The following is a 17,973-nucleotide window of genomic DNA, read 5'->3' as shown; positions in this document are numbered from 1 at the left end:
TTAAAATGAAATAGAATCATTAACGGGAATATAAAATGCTAAAGATTTTAGTCACCGGTGGTGCCGGATATATTGGGAGTCACACTGTTAAAGAACTCAAGAATGCCGGATTTGATGTGGTTGTACTCGACAGCCTAGAGACTGGACACAAAGAATCGATTGAGTCACGAGCGGAATTTGAACTTTGTGATCTTGCCGATAAAGAAAAAGTAAGACAGATTTTCAAAAAGCACAAACCTGATGCAGTTATAGATTTTGCAGCTTATCTCGCTGTCGGCGAATCAATGGAGAAACCGGAAAAATATCTTAAAAATAACGTCGAAAATTTTGTCAATTTGCTCGATGTAATGTCTGAAGTTGGGTGTAAATATATTATCAAATCCTCGACTGCATCCACATATGGCAATCCGGAGGATGAGAAAGAAATTCCTTTTGTTGAGGATTACACTGAACGGTTTAAACCGGAAAAATCATACCTTCTTGCCGGTAAGTGGGAAGGGGCTGATGTTGAGGGTGAAGAATTCTTCCAAAAATTTATTGCCGCATATAATAGTATATACGCTAACCGGCCAGAAATTGCTCTTTCCGATGAGGAGTTGGCTGCATTGAGAATCCCACTTTCAATCTATGGCTTATCTAAAATGCTTGACGAAGTTCTTCTTAAAAAGTATGATAAAATATCTGGTATTAAATCAATTGTATTGCGTTATTTCAACGTTTGCGGCGCTGATCCGGAAGGTGAGATTGGTGAAGACAAGGCCAACCCGACAACACTCATGGTGGTTTGTATTTTACATCTTCTTGGAAAAATACCCGAGTTAAAGGTTTTCGGTAACGACTATAAGACGCCTGATGGAACTGGCATTCGAGATTATATCCATGTTTCCGATATAGCAGCTGGGCATGTGTCAGCATTGAATTATTTGCTCAAAACTTCTGTTTCTGACACATTCAATTTGGGAACTAGTAAAGGCTCGACTGTTCTTGAAGTAATTGCTGCTGTTAATCAAGCATCGGGCAAAAAAGTTGCATACAGCTTTGTTGGTCGGCGAAGCGGTGATCCGGCAGTTTCGGTCGCAAATAGCAACAAAGCTGAAAAAATGTTTGAATGGAAAGCAAAATATTCTCTAGCCGATATGGCGAAGACTGCTTGGAATTGGCACACAAGCCATCCGAAAGGATTTAATAGATGAAGTTAAAAGTATTTAAAGACGGAGAACCGGTATTACGAGAGGCCACTGAAAAGGTTGAGTCTTTTGATATGGAATTGCAGACATTGATTGACAATATGGTGGATACGATGCGAGAACACAATGGAATTGGCCTGGCTGCTCCACAGGTTGGACATTCAAAAAAAATTTTGGTTTGTGAATATCAAACAGATGAAGAAGACGAAGAAGAAGGTTACAAAAAATTTCCATTAACAATTTTGTGCAATCCCAAAATTAAAAAAGCTTCAAGCGAACAATGTAAAATGGTGGAGGGGTGCCTCTCTTTTCCGGGCATGGAACTGGTCATAAAGAGACCTCAGAAAATTACTGTCACTGGGCAGGATAGATATGGAAAACCGATTGAGATTAGCGCTGATAACATCCAGGGCAGAGTTATACAGCATGAAATTGATCACTTAAATTCAACACTATTTGTCGATCATATTAAGGAAGTATCGGTGGTATTTTTTGGAACTGGAAATTTTGGTCTCCATACTCTCGAAAGTTTGCATCGCGATCCACAATACAAAGTCAAGGCTGTGATAACGGGTAGCTCGGAAAAACTAGCACGAGGTAAAAAAGTTGATGCGAACAATATAAAACTACTTGCAAATAAATTAAAAATCCCTGTAATTGAGGTCAAAACACTCAAAGACGACAAGGCTTTCAAACAGATAAAATCACTTAAGCCGGATTTGGGTGTCGTGACAGATTTTGGCTTTATTATCCCAAAAAAAATATTTACAATTCCCAAGTACAAAACACTCAACATTCATCCTTCATTACTTCCGAAATACAGAGGGACAACTCCGATCCAAAGCGCAATTTTGAATGGTGACCACAAAATTGGGGTATCGATAATTAAAATTGATGAAGGCGTAGATAGCGGCCCGATTATTGCCCAGACGAGCATTAAGCTTTCGGGAAGTGAAAATTATCAGATATTGCACGATTATCTTTCTGAGCTGGGTGCTTCACTTTTATTAACAGCCTTGCCATATTATATAACTGGTGACATAAAACCAGTGATTCAGCACGAAAAAAAAGCGACTTACACCAAAATTCTTAAAAAATTAGACGGGGAAGTGGTACCGGAAACCAGTGGGGTTGAGGTTGATCGTATGATTCGAGCATTTTATCCTTGGCCAGGAGTATATACTGATATTAAGGGTAAAAGAATTCAGATAACGGCTGCCCATCTGGATAAAGAAAAGCATTTAGTTATCGATCGTGTCAAACCGGCCGGTAAGAATGAAATGAGTTATGATGATTTTAAAAATGGATACAGAGAGGAATTGACATTTTCAGAATAATTTGTTAATCTATGAGCAGTCTTATAAGAAAATCGGGAGAAGGATAATGGTAGTAATCAGATTAACCAGAGTTGGCAAGAAAAACAGTCCCGCCTACCGCGTGGTTGTGGCCGACAGAAGAAGAGCAGTTAAAAGAAAATTTATTGAAGTAATTGGACACTATAATCCAATTTTGCAGCCCAAAGAGATTGTTATTGACAAAGATCGGGCTCTTTTTTGGATGGAAAAAGGCGCAATTCCATCAGACACCGTTCGCAATTTAATGGCGGATTTGGGGATTTTGAAAAAAAGCGACAAAATAAACAAAGTATATGGCAGAGAAAAGACAAAAAAGGCCATGAAAGAAAGTGCTGAAGCCAAACCGGCAGCTGAAACAAAAGAAGCCGAAGTTGAGGGGGATAACGCAGTAGCAGAACCGGCCGAAGAAACGCAGGAATCGGAAAATACCGAAATGCCACAAGAAGAAAAAACGGAACCCGAGTCTCAAACTGAGGTCCCGGCTGAAACTGCTGAAAATACTGAGACAAATGAAGAAGTAAAAGCAGAAGATACGAGCAAGGAATAATTATTATTCATTAATAATGCGAGGGGGCACAAGCAAGAAAGGATTTTTATGGAAAGAGACGAGCAATTTGTGCAAGACGTGGTTAAGGCAATTGTTGACAATCCGGATAAGGTTTCAACTGCGAGAACTGTTGATGAAATGGGAGTCTTGATCGAGCTTACCGTTGATCCTGCTGATATGGGTAAAATTATCGGTAAAGAGGGAAAAACTGCAAAATCAATTAGAACCTTACTTCGAGTTCTCGGGGCCAAAAATAATGCAAGAGTTAACCTGAAGATTGTTGAGCCAGAGGGATCTGATCACGTAAGAAAAGACGAAAAATCTGAAGAATCTGCAGAAGAAAAAGTAGAAGAAAAAAACGATGAGATGTCTGACATTCCCGGAGATGTACTGGACGAAGAATAGACGCTCACAGATCTATTTCACCCCGAAGGGGACCCTTTGGGTCAGATTTGCACAGATAATACATTCAATACAAGAAGCCGCCACAGCTCAATTGTTTAGCGGCTTTTTGTTATCATAGACAAATTACGAGTAATCAAGTATAATTTTTGGACAAATATGAAATTCAATGTCATTACATTATTTCCAAAGATGTTCGAGGGGCCTCTCTCTGAGAGTATTCTTAAACGTGCTCAGAAAAATAGTTTAATCGATATCAACCTCATAAATTTGCGCGATTTTGCCATCGACAAGCACAAAACCGTCGATGATACCCCGTATGGTGGTGGCGCCGGGATGGTTTTGCGCGTCGACATTGTCGATCACGCAATCTCAAATCTCAAATCTCCCTTCGGCCTCGCTCAGGGCGGGCAAATCTCAAATCGAAAAAAAGTAAGAACTATTTTATTAACTCCAACTGGCACGAAATTTGATCAAAAGAAGGCTATCGAGCTTGCAAAATATGATGAGCTCACACTTATTGCCGGGCATTATGAAGGTTTTGACCAGCGAATTCACGAGCATTTGGTTGATGAAGAAATTTCAATTGGCGATTATGTCCTAACCGGTGGAGAACTTCCGGCAATGGTGATGATTGATACAATATCAAGGATGATTCCGGGTGTAATCAAAGAGGAATCTGCTGCCAACGAATCATTTATGAACGGCGATGAATCCGACTATCCAGTATATACCCGACCGGTGGAATATAATGGGTGGAAAGTACCTGAAGTTTTGCAGAACGGAAATCATGCAGAAATCGAAAAATGGCGGAATGAACACAAAAAATGAAATTTAAAATACATTCAAAATTTAAGCCAATGGGCGATCAGCCTCAGGCCATCGAGAGATTGGCAAAAAACATTGATGAAAAAGTAAAGCATCAGACCCTTTTGGGTGTGACCGGATCGGGAAAAACTTTTACGATTGCAAATGTTATTGAAAAAGTGCAGAAACCGACACTTGTTATTGCCCACAACAAAACTCTTGCGGCCCAGCTCGCAGACGAATTCCGCGAATTTTTCCCAGAAAATGCAGTTCATTATTTTGTTTCTTATTATGATTATTACCAGCCCGAAGCGTATATACCACAGACCGACACATATATAGAAAAAGATTCATCAATTAATGATGAAATTGATCGATTGCGCCACGCAGCCACTCATGCGCTCTTGACCCGCAAAGATGTAATTATAGTCGCGTCGGTATCCTGCATCTATGGCATCGGTTCGCCGGAATTGTATCGGTCAGAAAACTTTACATTTCGAATTGGTGAAAATATTTCCCGTGACGAGTTCTTGAAAAAATTAACCAACCAGCAGTACAGCCGTAACGACCTGGAGCTCAAACGTGGTACCTTTCGCCTAAAGGGTGATACCTTTGAAATATTTCCCGCCTATGCGAATAACTCCATTAAAGTGGAATTTTTTGGCAATCAGGTTGAAAGAATTTCAGAAATCGATTGGGTTACCGGAGGTAAATTGCAAGACTTGGAGGAATTTGAGGTATTTCCTGCGAAACATTTTATCACTCCGGAAAATATTCAAAAACGAGCCACGGAACAAATTCGAAAAGATCTTGAGGCACAGGTTGCAAAATTTAAATCAGATGGAAAACTTCTTGAAGCCCAAAGGATAGAAGAAAGGACAAATTATGATCTTGAGATGATTGAGAATGTCGGTTATTGTTCCGGTATTGAGAATTATTCAAGATATTTTGATAGCAGGAATCCTGGCGAACCACCAAATGTGCTCATCGATTACTTTCCCAAAGATTTTCTTTTAGTGATTGATGAATCTCACATGACAATTCCTCAGGTTCGGGGTATGTATGCTGGCGATCGGGCTCGAAAAGAAAAGCTGGTTGAATATGGATTTAGGTTGCCAGCAGCAATCGACAATCGCCCGCTTAAATTTCCTGAATTTTACAAAAAAATAAGCCAAACAATATATACTTCGGCAACGCCGGACGAGTATGAAATTGAAAAAAGCACCAAAGATAATGAAGTTTCTGGTAAGCACAAGGATTATCCAGCGGTTATTGAACAATTAATTCGTCCGACCGGGCTTTTGGATCCGGAGGTTGAGATTCGAAAAACAGAAGGCCAAATAAATGATTTGATCTCTGAAATGGAAAAGCGAACGGAGAAACATGAAAGAGTTTTAGTTACCACACTAACTAAGCGTATGGCAGAAGAACTCACTGACTTTTTGGCTGAGAAAAAAATCAAGGTTCAGTATTTGCATTCTGATATCGACACATTGGAACGATCAGAAATATTACACTCCTTGAGGCTGGGTGAATTTGACGTTCTTGTCGGAATAAATCTCCTACGTGAGGGTCTGGATTTGCCCGAAGTTTCGCTTGTGGCGATTTTGGATGCTGACAAAGAAGGATTTTTACGATCTTCTGTTTCTTTGATCCAAACCATTGGCCGTGCGGCACGGCACAAAGATGGCAAAGTGATCATGTATGCCGACACCATCACCAGGTCAATGAAGTATGCAATTTCCGAAACCCAAAGGAGAAGGGTACTTCAAGATCGATATAATAAAGTTCATGGAATTATTCCAAAAAGCATTGAGAAAGCAGTGAAAGAAAAAGAAATTAAACAAGAGAAAAAATTACAATTTATTGAAAAAGATTTTGTTGTACTCTCAAAAAGTGAAAAGAAAAAACAGATTTTTGAGCTTGAGCGTGACATGTACGAAGCTGCTAAAAATTTGGAATTTGAAAAAGCAGCTGAAATTCGCGACTCAATCACAATTTTGGAATCTAAGATGAAGTAGAATCACACTTGACTTTTTTAGGTTTAATTGGGTATAATGCGTTAAGATATGAATCACAATGACCTGTCGAATTTGATCCGCACCGTTCAGAAAAATGTCCGTTGCCCTCAATGCGGCAAGCAGTATTGTTTTGATGACATAAAAATTCGAGGGGTTGTTGATTCTGTCTGTTTCCTCGAACTTTTGTGTAAAGATCACATGCCCCTTTTGGCAACAGTCATGTTGAATGACAAGGCTGCAATTACCAACAAGTCGGGTGATCCAATTATTTCAAACGACGTAATTGAAACTCACAAGTTCCTAAAAGAATTTAAGGGGACATTCCAGGAAATTTTCAAGCAGGAGATTTAGTCTTTTGCACTGATATATACTCATCATTTTGGGAGCAGAAATGACAGATTTTACCTTTAGTGCTGAAAAGCGCGAAGAGAACGCAAAAAAAATAAGAAACGCAGGAAAAATTCCTGCAATAATTTATGGAAAAGGTTTCGATCCTATCAATATTTCTGTAGACGAAACTGCATTTAACAGGCTTTTCCGTGACGCGGGATCGTCAAACCTTGTCGATCTTGGCGTTGGAGACCAGAAGATCAAAGTCCTTATTCATGAAATTCAAACAAATCCGGTGACTGAGAAAATCGAACACATTGATTTTTACAAGGTTAATCTTAAAGAAAAGATTAAAACTGAAATTCCTCTTGAAATCATCGGAGAAACCGATCTTGTTATCAACCAGGAAGGCAGCATGATCATGAACAAAGACGCTGTCGAAGTAGAGTGTTTGCCATCCGATCTTGTGGACCACATCGATGTTGATGTTTCGGTCTTGACCGACTTTGAACAAAATATCAAAGTGGGAGACTTGCGAGTTTCGGATAAGATCGAAATCCTTGATGATCCGGAAGAGGTAGTTGTTATTGTCCAGCCACCGAGATCAGAGGAAGAGCTTGAGGCTCTGAACGAAGAAGTTGTCGAAAATGTGGAAGCTGTCGAAGTTGAAGGCGAAAAAGCCGAAGGTGAAGAAGCTGGCGAAGCTGAGACTGCTGAAGGTTCTGAAGAAACCCCGGCTGAAGAGAAAAAAGAAGAATAATTTGATATAAATAAATTTACAAAATGCCTGATTTCAGGCATTTTGTAATTACAGATGAAATATTATCTTTGGATAATTGGATGCCAATACAATGAATGGGATGGCGCGAGAGTTAAATATTTTCTCGACCAGCTTGATTTTTTGGAAACTAAAAAACCGGCAGACGCAGAAATAGTCATTATCCTCGCCTGCTCTGTACGGCAAACTGCAATCGACCGCATATTTGGCCGGATAAAAAATTGGAAGGATAAGAAAATTCTGGTCGGTGGCTGCATTCTTGATAGCGACAAAAAGAAATTTACGAGTAGGGGCATCAAGCTATTCGATTCATCTAGTTTTGAATCTCTTGCTAAATTATTGCCTAAAGATGTAGGCCCATCCAGCAATTTAACAATCCAAAAATTCAACCCTTCGACTGCGCTCGGGGCAGGCAATACTAGCAATTATGTGCCTATTATGATTGGGTGCAATAATTTTTGTTCATATTGTGCTGTACCTTATACTCGCGGACGGGAAAAGTCGAGGCCGTATGAAGATGTCATACTAGATGTAAAGGCGCTAATCCATCGTGGTGAGTCAGAAATCATGCTTTTGGGGCAAAACGTAAATTCATACAAAATAAATCAAAAGACAAAGCCCCAAGGGGGTCCCTTCGGGATCAAAAGCGACGCAGCGGAGTCATCCCGAGCGGAGTCGAGGGATCTCAACTCAAAACTTAAAAGTAAATCTGATTTTGCCATACTACTGGAAGATTTAAATGATCTCCCGGGCAATTTCATTATTTCTTTTATGTCGAACCACCCAAAGGACATGGCAGGTGATATTATTGAAGCAGTTGCGATATTGCCAAAAGTCAAAAAAGAGATTCACCTTCCGCTCCAATCCGGATCGGATAAAATTTTGAAAGCAATGAATCGCCCCTATACAAAATCACAATATTTGAAAATTATCGACAAAATTCGAAAAGCAAATTCGGATATCAAGATCACAACAGATGTAATAGTTGGATTTCCGGGGGAAACAGAAAAGGATTTCGAAGAAACTATAGAAGTTTTCAAAAAAGTTAATTTTTCTCTTGCCTACGTCAACAAGTATTCACCCCGCTCCGGCACTGCAGCTTACAAGCTCGGTGATCCTGTTCTCTGGAGCGAAAAACAGCGTCGCTGGCGAATCCTGAACGACTTAGTAAATAAAAAATAATTTCTAGAATTCATATCAAGAAGAAAAACGTAACAATTCTTCCGCGGTCGCGAAGAAAGTGTTACGTTTGCGAGTTAGCCCAAGCGGCTAGATAAATTGATCAGTTTGTTTTATAATGAATGTTGAAAATAAAATTAAGGAGGGAAATGAAAAATAAAACATCAATTAGCGGAACTATAGCCTTGTTGCTTTTTGTTATCTCGTTATTTTTTCTAATTTGGGGATATAGAGCATTATTAGTATTGTTGATTATCTACCCTATAATTTTTTTAATTACATATCGCAAAAAATATCCTCTCTGGGTGAGTGTGATTGGGATGATATTGTCGATTGTAATTCTAGCGGTTGGATTATTCGGTATATTTGTGGCTTTGTGATGTTCAATCTTTTACCAAATAACTAATATGTTCTAATAAAATATTCCTTGCGTAGCCATCGATTTTTGCATTGGACCCGATTGATTGCCTGAATATATATAATGCAAGCTTTATTAATGCTGTTTTCTCGGGGATAGGGTTCTTTCGTTTGCCCATCATTTGAGCGGTTTTCAATTTTGAAATTATCGCATGTGCAATCCCTGCATTTTTAATGTGCCTTTCTCTTGATAATCGAGCCACAATACTTCTTGTGTCGTCATAATTTGTTACGATTTGAAATTCCGATGAGGCGATAATTTTATCACCGAACTGAACTTCGATGGTATGTCTGCCGAGATGGTAACCGATTAAATCAATTTTTGTATTGTTAGGAACTTGTTTACCGTCGATTAGAATTACGACATTTTCGCTTGTTGGCTGAACATTCACCACAAGATCAATTTTTTGGTTCGAAAGATAGTTTTGATTTGCTGGAGAAATAATTGTAGCAGTTACATTTTGGGCAATCTCGATATTTATCGAAGATGAAGTTGTGTTGCCTTCAGTATCAGACAAAACTATACCTAGCGTATGGGTACCTTCTTTGAATTGTGACCAATTCATTTTTTCAAGGAAGGTTGATTTTTCTTTATCAACGCTAGCATTTTTAACAAAAACATTGTCCAGATAAATTCCAATTTGTTCAACTGTGATGCTGCTCAAATAATTACCCTGAATATCTGAATCCACAAAAAGTCTTTGATTCTCTGATGGAGAATTTAAGGAGATTGTGGGAGCTGCGATGTGGCTTGCGATAGTAACATCATAGTTTTCGCTCGATAAGTTACCAGCCAGGTCTTCTGCGGTTATGGTAAGTTTGTGAATTCCGGAAATAGTATTGGTTGAATCTAGATTTGCGGTCCAGCCGTTTCTGCTGTCAAGATCGGTGTCAATTAGTTTTTGATCAAGATAAAACTTTACAGATACCACTGCCTCATTATCACTCGCGTTTGCAACCAGTAATGTTTCACCGGAAATGTTGGAAAGATCAACTGGCTCGACAAGGCTAACAGAGGGGGGTTCAATATCGTCCGGGATATCTGCCCCAAGGGTATAATAGGAAAAGTGTTCAAGATTTGCTGCGACACTCATATTTTCTTCGTCCACTACACTCGGGATTGGATTCCAAGAATTGGATAATTCGTCAAAAGAATAAATTGATAATTTTTTGGGATTCACAGGTAGATTTTCATGTTTGTAACTAATCGAAAGAATTGTTCCAGGGTTTACCTGACCCTCGGTCGTAAACTGATAGATAGGACTCAAATAACCTGTTGGCGGAGTTGCTGAAGGTGTGTCTTGGGTTGCAACGGTTTTAGCAAAAATCGCATTATTTGAATTAGAGTTTAAAATCATATTCTCGAGAGTTGTAGTATGTAATCCACTTCCAATTGTTATACTTTGCTGATCTTCTGAAATATATATTGGCTGGGACCATGCATATTTGCCGGTTTTATCAGATTTTATCTCAGCTCGAACATATATTTCATCCCCTTGAAAACTATATATTGAGCTTGATGCATTTTTTTCGCTTTTTAATTTGTTTCCATTTTTACCGATGAATGTAATGGTTGATGGCTCATTCACACTTATGGACATGGATATGCTATCTGCGGAAATATTATTTATCCGCGGGGCGCCTGAGCCCTGAAGAGCATAAAAATTTCCATTTCTTATATTATTCATAATTTCCAACTGACTGTTGTTTTGGGCAAATACGACTATTGCCCCACCATCGATAAAGCCATCTCCTGGTGTATAATCATCTCCAGCGGTGAGAAACTTGTTGTTGCGTTTCGATAAGAGGTAGTCAAAATCATCAAAAGCAAATGCATCGGGCATGTATTGTTTTGTACCATGGCTATATGTTTCCAAATATTTCAATCCCGAAAGTTTTTCAATCGTTGCAGACAGAGCGCCGTACACCCATGAGTCGGGGTGGGCCAGAATTGCAATTCCGTTCTGGGAATTTATCTGATTAATTCTGTCTTGGTCAGACGACTCATCATTAATTGGATCATTAATTCCTAGCGCTAGCAGGTGGTGTTTCCCGAGTCCTTGCGTTGACTCTTCTGAATTTTGAATCTGCAGAATTCCATCTGTCACTGGCATCGATACAACTTGGTTATGCTCCGTGAGAGCCACAAAGTCATAACCCTTTTCTTTGTAAGCATTCGCAGTAAATTCCGGTGATGGCTCCCTGTTCCAGATTTTATTCCATATGGCAAAATCGGGAATATAATGGCAATGAATTTGGCCAAGGTATTGATTCGTGCCGGATAAATTATAGGGACTGCTAATATTAAGAGTAAAATTTGTTAATCTGAGTGATAAATTATTTAGATCAACTACAAACAATTTGTATAAGTTGCTTACGCGGCTTGTAATTATAAAGTGGCCATCGGAATATTTGAGGCTGTTAATTGCTGAACCCACCTCTATATCCCATGTTTTTTGTTGGCCGGTTTCTAAATTGTAACCCCAAATTTTGCCGGTGTTTGTGCCGTAATATAAGACTCCGTTTACTACCAATGCATTGGATGAGGGAGTCATACCGATAGTTTGGAAAAATTTAGGCAATGGTGTGGTCTCGTTTGCCCCAAAGGAACTGACGCTGTAAGATCCTTTTCCGTATATATTATTTCCGTATTTGACAAAAGCACCAAAAGTTCCAGCTGATAAATTCTTGTTTAAGGTGAGGGTGTTTAAATCATAGGTGCACAACACCGTATCAGCAGATAAATATAATTTGCTGTATTCTATATCAAGCAGTCCTCCATAAGCGCGAACAGGGCAATTATCCAATTGTTTTTCGAGCGTTAGATCTGATTTGTTTAACTTATAAACATTGGTAATCGCGCCACCGGAATATTGCGACATCAAATACAGAGAAGAATTGTCAATTTCCACGTCGATATTCATTGTGGTGGATGCAGTGGTATTTTGTGCAATTAAATTGCTACTGATTTTGTCCAAAAGTATTATTTGAGCTGAGGGAATAGATGTGGTGCGATAACCATATATATTATTTCCATCAATTCTGAGAACTTTACATATTTTTGTGCCACAAATACTTGATTTCCAATTTTGATCGCCAGTCTCTGCGTCTAGAGAATAAAACTCGTCAGAAGCAAAATAAATGTTTCTGGAATCATACACAATATTATATATTGAAGTGTTGTAAGATTTTTGCCAAATTATTTGCCCATCCGAGAGTCTGTATGCTGAAAGGGTTTTACTGGCCGGCTCTGCTGTGGAATAAATAATTCCATTTGCAACTACATTGGTTGGGCCGGTGGTTATTGTGCCAAGATTAATAGAATATGAATTATTTCCTTCACGAAACGTGTCAAAAGCGAGCGGGTTGTTTTGATTGTTTGAATTTTGTGTTGGCCAATCTGATGCGGAGCAACTCTGTGCAAAAAGGATTAACAAAAATGCCGCTATAGCGGCAGATAATTTAATTAATGCTTTCATCCCCCTCCTTATTTATTTTCAAAAATATTAGCACAACAATAATAACATAAAAGGTAAAACACAACAATATTCCTTACAGAGAACATCAACCAGTAAAAACGTAACAATTCTTCCACGACCGCGGAAGAATTGTTACGTTTGCTAACATATACCACAGAAATTAATAATTAATTTCTTTAATTGCTATGGTATTTGCTTCTACCCGAGGTGTTTCGCCTCCTTTCTGGGCAGAAGCAAAGCGGTGTTAGGAATAGGTGATGACCTCTCCGTCGAACTTGGATGTGATCGTGATAGACGGCGTGTCTCTCCTCGTCACCTCTCCACAGATCTTGGCATCATGGCCGAAGTCCTGGGCGTTGGACAGGAAGTCCTCTGCGTCGGACGGGCTAATGATTGCCAGTGCACCCTGCCCGCCGTTCCAGGCCTTGTATGCCTCTGTGCTTGACGAGCCGCGCCACTCCTTGCAGAGGAGCATGATCTCAGGTGGGTCGAAGAGATCGGGAAGGTCAGCCGACATTCCCCTACGGAACAGGAAGTCGTCGCCCAGCTTGCCTCCGAAGGCTCCTCCGGTGACATGGATGATCTTCTTCACCTGAATGAGGGGTTCGAAGCTTCCGGTCCACCACCCGTTCAGGTGAGTGAAGAACGGATCGTAGAGCACGGACGGCTCTGCCGCTTGCTGAAGATATCCCTGGTCGATCACCACGGGATGGTCGAACCATTCGGTTCCGTACCGCATGGCAAATGCCTTTCGGACCGAGCTGATGCCATTGGCACGGAATCCGTTTTCCCGAAGTGCCATGATCAGGTCTCCCTCTGCCACGTTGTTGCCAGTGATCATCAGTTGTGGCAGATAGGCACCAAGCGCCGCACCACACCAGTTGAACGCAGCAAACGGGTTGGGGTTGTCTGTTCCGACACAGGGTCCGAGTTCGGCGGTTTCGCCACGGAACAACACGATCCTCATGGCCGTAGCTACTTCGCCGAGTTCTGTGATCATGCTGCGGAATACCATGTTGATGGAGTCGCCCTCCTTGCCAAGCGTGGCGACATCGAGTTGGTTGTTGAAGACTACGGGACAGCCGCCGTTTCTGGTGATGTCGCCGCAGCACATCGCTACCAGGTCATGGGCAGCCCCTTCGTGCTTCATTGCCGCATCCGAAACAATCGGCTTGGTGCCGTTGCCGTCGGAAGTGAAGTCGAGTGACCAATCAGCCGGCAGTCCGACTGGCCGGAAGGACCTAACTCCGCGGAAGTATCCCGCAGAGAGATCCAACACCTCGATGAGAGGCGAGTTCTGAAAGCTTGCATGGCAGACCTTGCCTGCGTACGCGCTAAACAGATCGCCTTGTTCTACGTCCACCCCGTCCTCGGCATATTTGTCTGTTTTTGCCAGGGCAATCCCTCCTTATCTGTTGTCGCCAAAAGGCGCAAGTCAAAACTAGCATATGATTCCAATAAAAGTCAAAATAAAAACGTAACAATTCTTCCGTGGTCGCGAAGAAAGTGTTACGTTTGCGAGTTAGCCCAAGCGGCTAGATAAATTGATCAGTTTGTTTTTCGCTATGAAGAATTAATATCTTTTTACTTCTAATTTATATCTACCTGCGATCAAATAATATGCGGGAATTTTGTTTTTATCTTCTGCAAGGATTCCAATAATATTTCCACAATCACATTCCAAGAAATCCGGTGTGCTTGTGCTGCTATATCCTTCTGGATAAATAATATTTTTTGTATGACAAAAGTGATTTAGACATTCATCAGAATTATTCATTTCAATAACCATCTTTCCACAATCAGCACAAATCACTTTTGTTGCCTCAGCTTTTTCACCCATTCGATCTCCCTCCAAATTAATTACAAAAATGGCCACCTGTCGGCGACAAGACCTTGCGGGCTTGCCCTACGCCCTTTCGAGCATAGACGTGTCTAGAGTACCGAACAGATGACCATCTCTGGTCTCTAGACACGATTTTTTCACCATGCCTCTAAGAAAGGTTTAGGTGAACTTACAAAATTTTGTAGCCGTAAGGCTACAATTCATATTAAATCATAAAAAGAATCTAAAATAAACCAAAAAGATCAAACCCTAGCTCGACTTGAAGTTGCCAAAATTTTTGTCGGAGTATCGGCAACCGCAATAGTTCTGCCTGTAGAGATCGTATTTTTTTGAAAGTTCTATTGATTTTTCATATCCGTCATTCTTCTTGAAATCTGCCTCGAGAAATTCGACCTCATATCGATCAGCGACTTCTTTTCCAAGCCGATTTATCATCTCGGCATCTTTGTGCGGTGAAACAGAAAGAGTTGTGCCAAAAATGTCAAAATTTAATTCCTTCGCTTTTTTTGCCGTTTCGGTAAGGCGGAATTTGATACATTTTTTGCACCGCTTGCCACCCTCAGGCAAACTTTCCAATCCCCGAATTTGATTCTGCCATTCTCGAAAACCGCTTTCCTCGATAATTGGTTTTGTTTTGTATTTTTTGCAAAGAGTAGTGAAAGTTTCTAGCCGCAAATCAAATTCACGTTCCGGCTCGATATTTGGGTTAAACCAAAATGGAGTAACCTCGAAATCAGCCTCGGTCATTTTGTAAACCGACGATAAGCATGGCCCACAACAAGAATGTAACAAAAGTTTTTTCATATTTTCTCCACGATTCTTAATTTTGCACTACGGGCGCGTGGGTTCCCCGCAATTTCATCAGTATTCGGCTCGATTGCCTTTTTACTTACTAGTTTTACCGAGGGTTTATTTCCGCAAGTACAATAGGGGAATTCCGGTGGGCAAGTGCATGGATTTTCAAGTTTTCTAAATGTTTGTTTTACAATTCGATCCTCAAGAGAGTGAAAGGTAATGACAGAAAGCCTTGCGCCGGAATTTAAGTGGGGGACTATCGCCTCGATTGTTTTCTCGAGCGGGGCAAGCTCATCGTTTACTTCGATTCTGAGCGCCCGAAAGGTATCGGTAGCAAAATTTTTTCCATTTGTTTTTTTTGGAATCGATTTTTTGAGAATTTCAAGTAAGTCCCCTATTGTTCTAAATGGCTTTTCTTTGCGGACTTCGGCGATGTTCCGTGCAATCGATTTGAAATATTTTTCTTCGCCCCGGATGAGCACACCCTCAAGGTCGGAAATCGAATAATTATTCAAAATATCTTTGGCACTTTGAATTTGTGATGAATCCATTCGCATATCAAGTGGGGCATTTGGATTTTCAAATGAAAATCCCCTGTCCTTGTAGTCTAATTGCATTGACGAGACGCCAAGATCAAGCAGCATACCATTGATTTTATTTATCTTTAAATTATCCAATATGCCATCGATATTATGAAAGTCATCATGGATGAATACAAAGTTAGTTTGTAGTCCGTGGTCCTTGGCCCGTAGCTTGGCAATCCGTAGTGCTTCTTCGTCTTTATCAATGGCTACCACTTTCCATTTTCCACTTTCCATTTTCCACTTTTCGGCAATAGCCATGCTGTGTCCGCCAAGCCCGAGAGTTCCATCGACAAAAACGGCGTTCTTCTTATCTTTTAGATAATCGAACGCCTCCAATACCTCATTTAGCAAAACCGGTTTGTGCAAAAATTCAGTCATTGCACTTCAAAAGTTACTCTTAAAATGGCAAAAAGTAAAGTTGAAACTATCGTCCTTTACCAGAGGCACAAAAACCAGATGCAAAATCTTGATAATACGGTAGTCATTATTATTAGTCTAACAGTAGAAACTGATTCCCTGCCTAGACAATGAGAAGAGGCCGCTGCAACTGCAGCGGCCTCTTCGACGCTTATCCGCGGCTGTACCACGGATTAGTTCCCCACCAGTTCGGCGAACTCGGCCTCGATGTCGTCATGTGCCGTCACATCGTCGAGTTCCGCCCCGATCTGCTCAGCGCTCTTCGGGAGCGCGTCGGCGATCTGCTGGCCGGCACAAGCCTCGGCCTGGTGCCTCTGCACCTTGCGCCCGAGCTCCGCGAGGAGCTCAGTGGCCTGGGAGTTGCCGTCGCCCTGAGCGGCTCTCGCCAGGTTGTGCCTGGCTTTGGCCGACGCATCCTGAATGCTCAGGACCTCGACCTGCGACAGGGCGGCCTCGCGGCGCAGGCCGGCTTGCTCGGCGGCCTTGAGGGCAGCCTCGGCGTCCGGACCCGCCTCGTCAACGGCGGCCTGTAGCTGGCTCACGAGGGTCTCGGTCTTCTTGCGCTCGGTAAGCGCCTGCTTGACCAGATCGCCAAGCTTGGCTTTCTGCTCGGGGTCGGTGCAGGCCTTGTACTTCGAGACGCCGGTCTCGACGCGCTTATCCCAGTCTGTCTTCTGCTGCTTGGCCCGCTCGAGCTTCTGCTTGAGGAGTCCGAAGCTGGTCAGGCCTTCGTCCACGATCTGGAGGGTCCGCTGCGCGTCTTGCTCAGCCGCCTCCGGGATGCGCTCGCGCAGAAGCTCGGTGCTCCGCGCATTGTCGGCAGCGCCCTCGACTACCCATGAGCCGGTAGTGAGGAGTGATACGATCCCCCGGCAGAAGCTCGCAAAGGCTTCCCCGAGGCTGCCATGTTCTTCCGTTCCTGTCATGTCTGATCTTCCTCTCGCGGTCTTGATTGTACGGCTTTTGGCCGGGCATAACACCCTTGCCTGTCCGACTAGCTGTGGATCTCTTGAACCTCTTCGGGCTTCAAGAGCCGCCCGATCATACAGGTCCAGCCGCCCTTGCAGTAGAAGGCGACGAGCACGTTTCCGTCGTCAGCCACTGCTTCCAGGTCGTAGTAGTTGTGCGGCTCGCCGTCCATCACTTCGGGCGGCAGCACGGTCAGGAATCCTTCCTCACCAAGCCGCGGATGAGTCGAAAGCACCTGGATGGTGCTGTGGGCAGGGCCCACGTCGGGAGTGAAGGTGTCCCCGGTCGCCATCTTGATGGTCCATGGCTTGCCGAGGAAATCCTCAATAACCCCATCGTGTCTGTCCGCCGCGTCCTGGCGTTGCTCCTGCAGGTAGCGCTCCTGACGGGCAGTCAGGTTGTAGCGCTTGAGCAGGAACACCTTGGAGCCCTTGACCAGGAGGACGTATCCATTGGCCATCAGCTCCAGAAGCTCGAGGTCAACAGGGCCATCCTCGGTCAGTTGCATGATCCGCGAGGTAGTGAGGATTGGCTGATTTGTCTCCCACGAACCTTCTTTCTCCGGATTGAGGGAGGGGACGCCAAGTAGCACGTCTCCCGCTTCGGAATCAGGCACGCCGGCGAAGCCGAGATTCGCACGAGCGTGGGCCCGCATATCTCGACCAGCCTCGTGGTCAACGTGTCCCCGACCGAGGGCGACCTTTGTCATTTCATGCCTGCGATCGCTCTCGCCGTCTTTCCACCATCGGCGCAGGTACAGAATGCCGAAGATGGTGCAACCGGCGAGGAGAAGACAGGTGAGCAACTCTAGCACGAAGTCTAGCACTTTCTACACTACTCCTTTCTATAAGCCCCCGCCGCCG

The 17,973-nt window shown here is 42.4% G+C and carries 17 protein-coding genes; 10 read left to right on the top strand and 7 right to left on the bottom strand.

The window, feature by feature from the left end; all coding sequences use genetic code 11:
• Nucleotides 1-35 precede the first annotated feature (35 nt).
• From WC080_02260 to WC080_02215, 10 genes are all read left to right on the top strand, one after another.
• Nucleotides 36-1,193 carry a UDP-glucose 4-epimerase gene (locus tag WC080_02260; GenBank protein MFA7244086.1) on the top strand — a complete coding sequence of 386 codons (1,158 nt, stop codon included), beginning with the start codon at nt 36-38 and terminating at the stop codon, nt 1,191-1,193.
• Nucleotides 1,190-2,524, top strand: coding sequence for a methionyl-tRNA formyltransferase (fmt, locus tag WC080_02255; protein ID MFA7244085.1), 1,335 nt, complete (start codon nt 1,190-1,192; stop codon nt 2,522-2,524). The genes WC080_02260 and fmt overlap by 4 nt, the downstream gene beginning before the upstream one ends.
• A gap of 46 nt (nt 2,525-2,570) precedes the next feature.
• Complete coding sequence (gene rpsP, locus WC080_02250) at nt 2,571-3,089, top strand: 30S ribosomal protein S16 (GenBank protein MFA7244084.1); 519 nt, start codon at nt 2,571-2,573, stop codon at nt 3,087-3,089.
• Between the two features lie 48 nt (nt 3,090-3,137).
• Complete coding sequence (locus WC080_02245; GenBank protein MFA7244083.1) at nt 3,138-3,494, top strand: KH domain-containing protein; 357 nt, start codon at nt 3,138-3,140, stop codon at nt 3,492-3,494.
• A gap of 156 nt (nt 3,495-3,650) precedes the next feature.
• The gene (gene trmD / locus WC080_02240) at nt 3,651-4,322 is read left to right on the top strand and encodes a tRNA (guanosine(37)-N1)-methyltransferase TrmD (GenBank protein MFA7244082.1); all 672 of its coding nucleotides are present in this window, start codon (nt 3,651-3,653) and stop codon (nt 4,320-4,322) included.
• Complete coding sequence (uvrB, locus tag WC080_02235) at nt 4,319-6,319, top strand: excinuclease ABC subunit UvrB (protein ID MFA7244081.1); 2,001 nt, start codon at nt 4,319-4,321, stop codon at nt 6,317-6,319. Before trmD ends, uvrB begins: the two co-directional genes overlap by 4 nt.
• A gap of 48 nt (nt 6,320-6,367) precedes the next feature.
• Nucleotides 6,368-6,670 (top strand): hypothetical protein, encoded by a 303-nt coding sequence (locus WC080_02230; GenBank protein MFA7244080.1) that lies wholly within the window; start codon nt 6,368-6,370, stop codon nt 6,668-6,670.
• A 40-nt stretch (nt 6,671-6,710) separates the two neighbouring features.
• Nucleotides 6,711-7,409 carry a 50S ribosomal protein L25 gene (locus tag WC080_02225; GenBank protein MFA7244079.1) on the top strand — a complete coding sequence of 233 codons (699 nt, stop codon included), beginning with the start codon at nt 6,711-6,713 and terminating at the stop codon, nt 7,407-7,409.
• A gap of 54 nt (nt 7,410-7,463) precedes the next feature.
• On the top strand, nt 7,464-8,609 hold the full coding sequence (locus WC080_02220) for a MiaB/RimO family radical SAM methylthiotransferase (GenBank protein ID MFA7244078.1): 1,146 nt from the start codon (nt 7,464-7,466) through the stop codon (nt 8,607-8,609).
• A 146-nt stretch (nt 8,610-8,755) separates the two neighbouring features.
• The gene (locus tag WC080_02215) at nt 8,756-8,986 is read left to right on the top strand and encodes a hypothetical protein (protein MFA7244077.1); all 231 of its coding nucleotides are present in this window, start codon (nt 8,756-8,758) and stop codon (nt 8,984-8,986) included.
• Nucleotides 8,987-8,989: 3 nt separating this feature from the next.
• On the opposite strand, the gene WC080_02210 is transcribed toward WC080_02215, so the two are convergent.
• The 7 genes from WC080_02210 to WC080_02180 form a co-directional block, all read right to left on the bottom strand.
• Nucleotides 8,990-12,502: an Ig-like domain-containing protein gene (locus WC080_02210; protein ID MFA7244076.1), complete on the bottom strand. Its 3,513-nt coding sequence runs from the start codon at nt 12,500-12,502 to the stop codon at nt 8,990-8,992.
• Between the two features lie 244 nt (nt 12,503-12,746).
• Nucleotides 12,747-13,865, bottom strand: coding sequence for an AIR synthase related protein (locus WC080_02205; protein MFA7244075.1), 1,119 nt, complete (start codon nt 13,863-13,865; stop codon nt 12,747-12,749).
• Nucleotides 13,866-14,075: 210 nt separating this feature from the next.
• Nucleotides 14,076-14,342, bottom strand: coding sequence for a hypothetical protein (locus tag WC080_02200; protein ID MFA7244074.1), 267 nt, complete (start codon nt 14,340-14,342; stop codon nt 14,076-14,078).
• A 252-nt stretch (nt 14,343-14,594) separates the two neighbouring features.
• On the bottom strand, nt 14,595-15,149 hold the full coding sequence (locus tag WC080_02195; GenBank protein ID MFA7244073.1) for an epoxyqueuosine reductase QueH: 555 nt from the start codon (nt 15,147-15,149) through the stop codon (nt 14,595-14,597).
• Nucleotides 15,146-16,102: a 16S rRNA (cytosine(1402)-N(4))-methyltransferase RsmH gene (gene rsmH / locus WC080_02190; GenBank protein ID MFA7244072.1), complete on the bottom strand. Its 957-nt coding sequence runs from the start codon at nt 16,100-16,102 to the stop codon at nt 15,146-15,148. Before rsmH ends, WC080_02195 begins: the two co-directional genes overlap by 4 nt.
• Before the next feature lie 212 nt (nt 16,103-16,314).
• Complete coding sequence (locus tag WC080_02185) at nt 16,315-17,067, bottom strand: hypothetical protein (protein ID MFA7244071.1); 753 nt, start codon at nt 17,065-17,067, stop codon at nt 16,315-16,317.
• A 68-nt stretch (nt 17,068-17,135) separates the two neighbouring features.
• Nucleotides 17,136-17,936 carry a hypothetical protein gene (locus WC080_02180; GenBank protein ID MFA7244070.1) on the bottom strand — a complete coding sequence of 267 codons (801 nt, stop codon included), beginning with the start codon at nt 17,934-17,936 and terminating at the stop codon, nt 17,136-17,138.
• Nucleotides 17,937-17,973 lie beyond the last annotated feature (37 nt).

This window comes from Patescibacteria group bacterium (genome assembly GCA_041674405.1).
In the GTDB taxonomy this organism is placed as follows: Bacteria; Patescibacteriota; UBA1384; order XYA2-FULL-43-10; family XYA2-FULL-43-10; genus JBAYVT01.
The sequence above is the reverse complement of the archived record's forward strand: the minus strand, read 5'-3'. Positions and strand labels throughout refer to the sequence as shown.

What these genes read in the sequence shown, in the direction of transcription:
- WC080_02260 (MFA7244086.1), top strand. Translation starts at nt 36, where the DNA reads ATGCTAAAGATTTTAGTCACCGGTGGTGCCGGATATATTGGGAGTCAC.
- fmt (MFA7244085.1), top strand. Translation starts at nt 1,190, where the DNA reads ATGAAGTTAAAAGTATTTAAAGACGGAGAACCGGTATTACGAGAGGCC.
- rpsP (MFA7244084.1), top strand. Translation starts at nt 2,571, where the DNA reads ATGGTAGTAATCAGATTAACCAGAGTTGGCAAGAAAAACAGTCCCGCC.
- WC080_02245 (MFA7244083.1), top strand. Translation starts at nt 3,138, where the DNA reads ATGGAAAGAGACGAGCAATTTGTGCAAGACGTGGTTAAGGCAATTGTT.
- trmD (MFA7244082.1), top strand. Translation starts at nt 3,651, where the DNA reads ATGAAATTCAATGTCATTACATTATTTCCAAAGATGTTCGAGGGGCCT.
- uvrB (MFA7244081.1), top strand. Translation starts at nt 4,319, where the DNA reads ATGAAATTTAAAATACATTCAAAATTTAAGCCAATGGGCGATCAGCCT.
- WC080_02230 (MFA7244080.1), top strand. Translation starts at nt 6,368, where the DNA reads ATGAATCACAATGACCTGTCGAATTTGATCCGCACCGTTCAGAAAAAT.
- WC080_02225 (MFA7244079.1), top strand. Translation starts at nt 6,711, where the DNA reads ATGACAGATTTTACCTTTAGTGCTGAAAAGCGCGAAGAGAACGCAAAA.
- WC080_02220 (MFA7244078.1), top strand. Translation starts at nt 7,464, where the DNA reads ATGAAATATTATCTTTGGATAATTGGATGCCAATACAATGAATGGGAT.
- WC080_02215 (MFA7244077.1), top strand. Translation starts at nt 8,756, where the DNA reads ATGAAAAATAAAACATCAATTAGCGGAACTATAGCCTTGTTGCTTTTT.
- WC080_02210 (MFA7244076.1), bottom strand. Translation starts at nt 12,502, where the DNA reads ATGAAAGCATTAATTAAATTATCTGCCGCTATAGCGGCATTTTTGTTA.
- WC080_02200 (MFA7244074.1), bottom strand. Translation starts at nt 14,342, where the DNA reads ATGGGTGAAAAAGCTGAGGCAACAAAAGTGATTTGTGCTGATTGTGGA.
- WC080_02195 (MFA7244073.1), bottom strand. Translation starts at nt 15,149, where the DNA reads ATGAAAAAACTTTTGTTACATTCTTGTTGTGGGCCATGCTTATCGTCG.
- rsmH (MFA7244072.1), bottom strand. Translation starts at nt 16,102, where the DNA reads ATGACTGAATTTTTGCACAAACCGGTTTTGCTAAATGAGGTATTGGAG.
- WC080_02185 (MFA7244071.1), bottom strand. Translation starts at nt 17,067, where the DNA reads ATGACAGGAACGGAAGAACATGGCAGCCTCGGGGAAGCCTTTGCGAGC.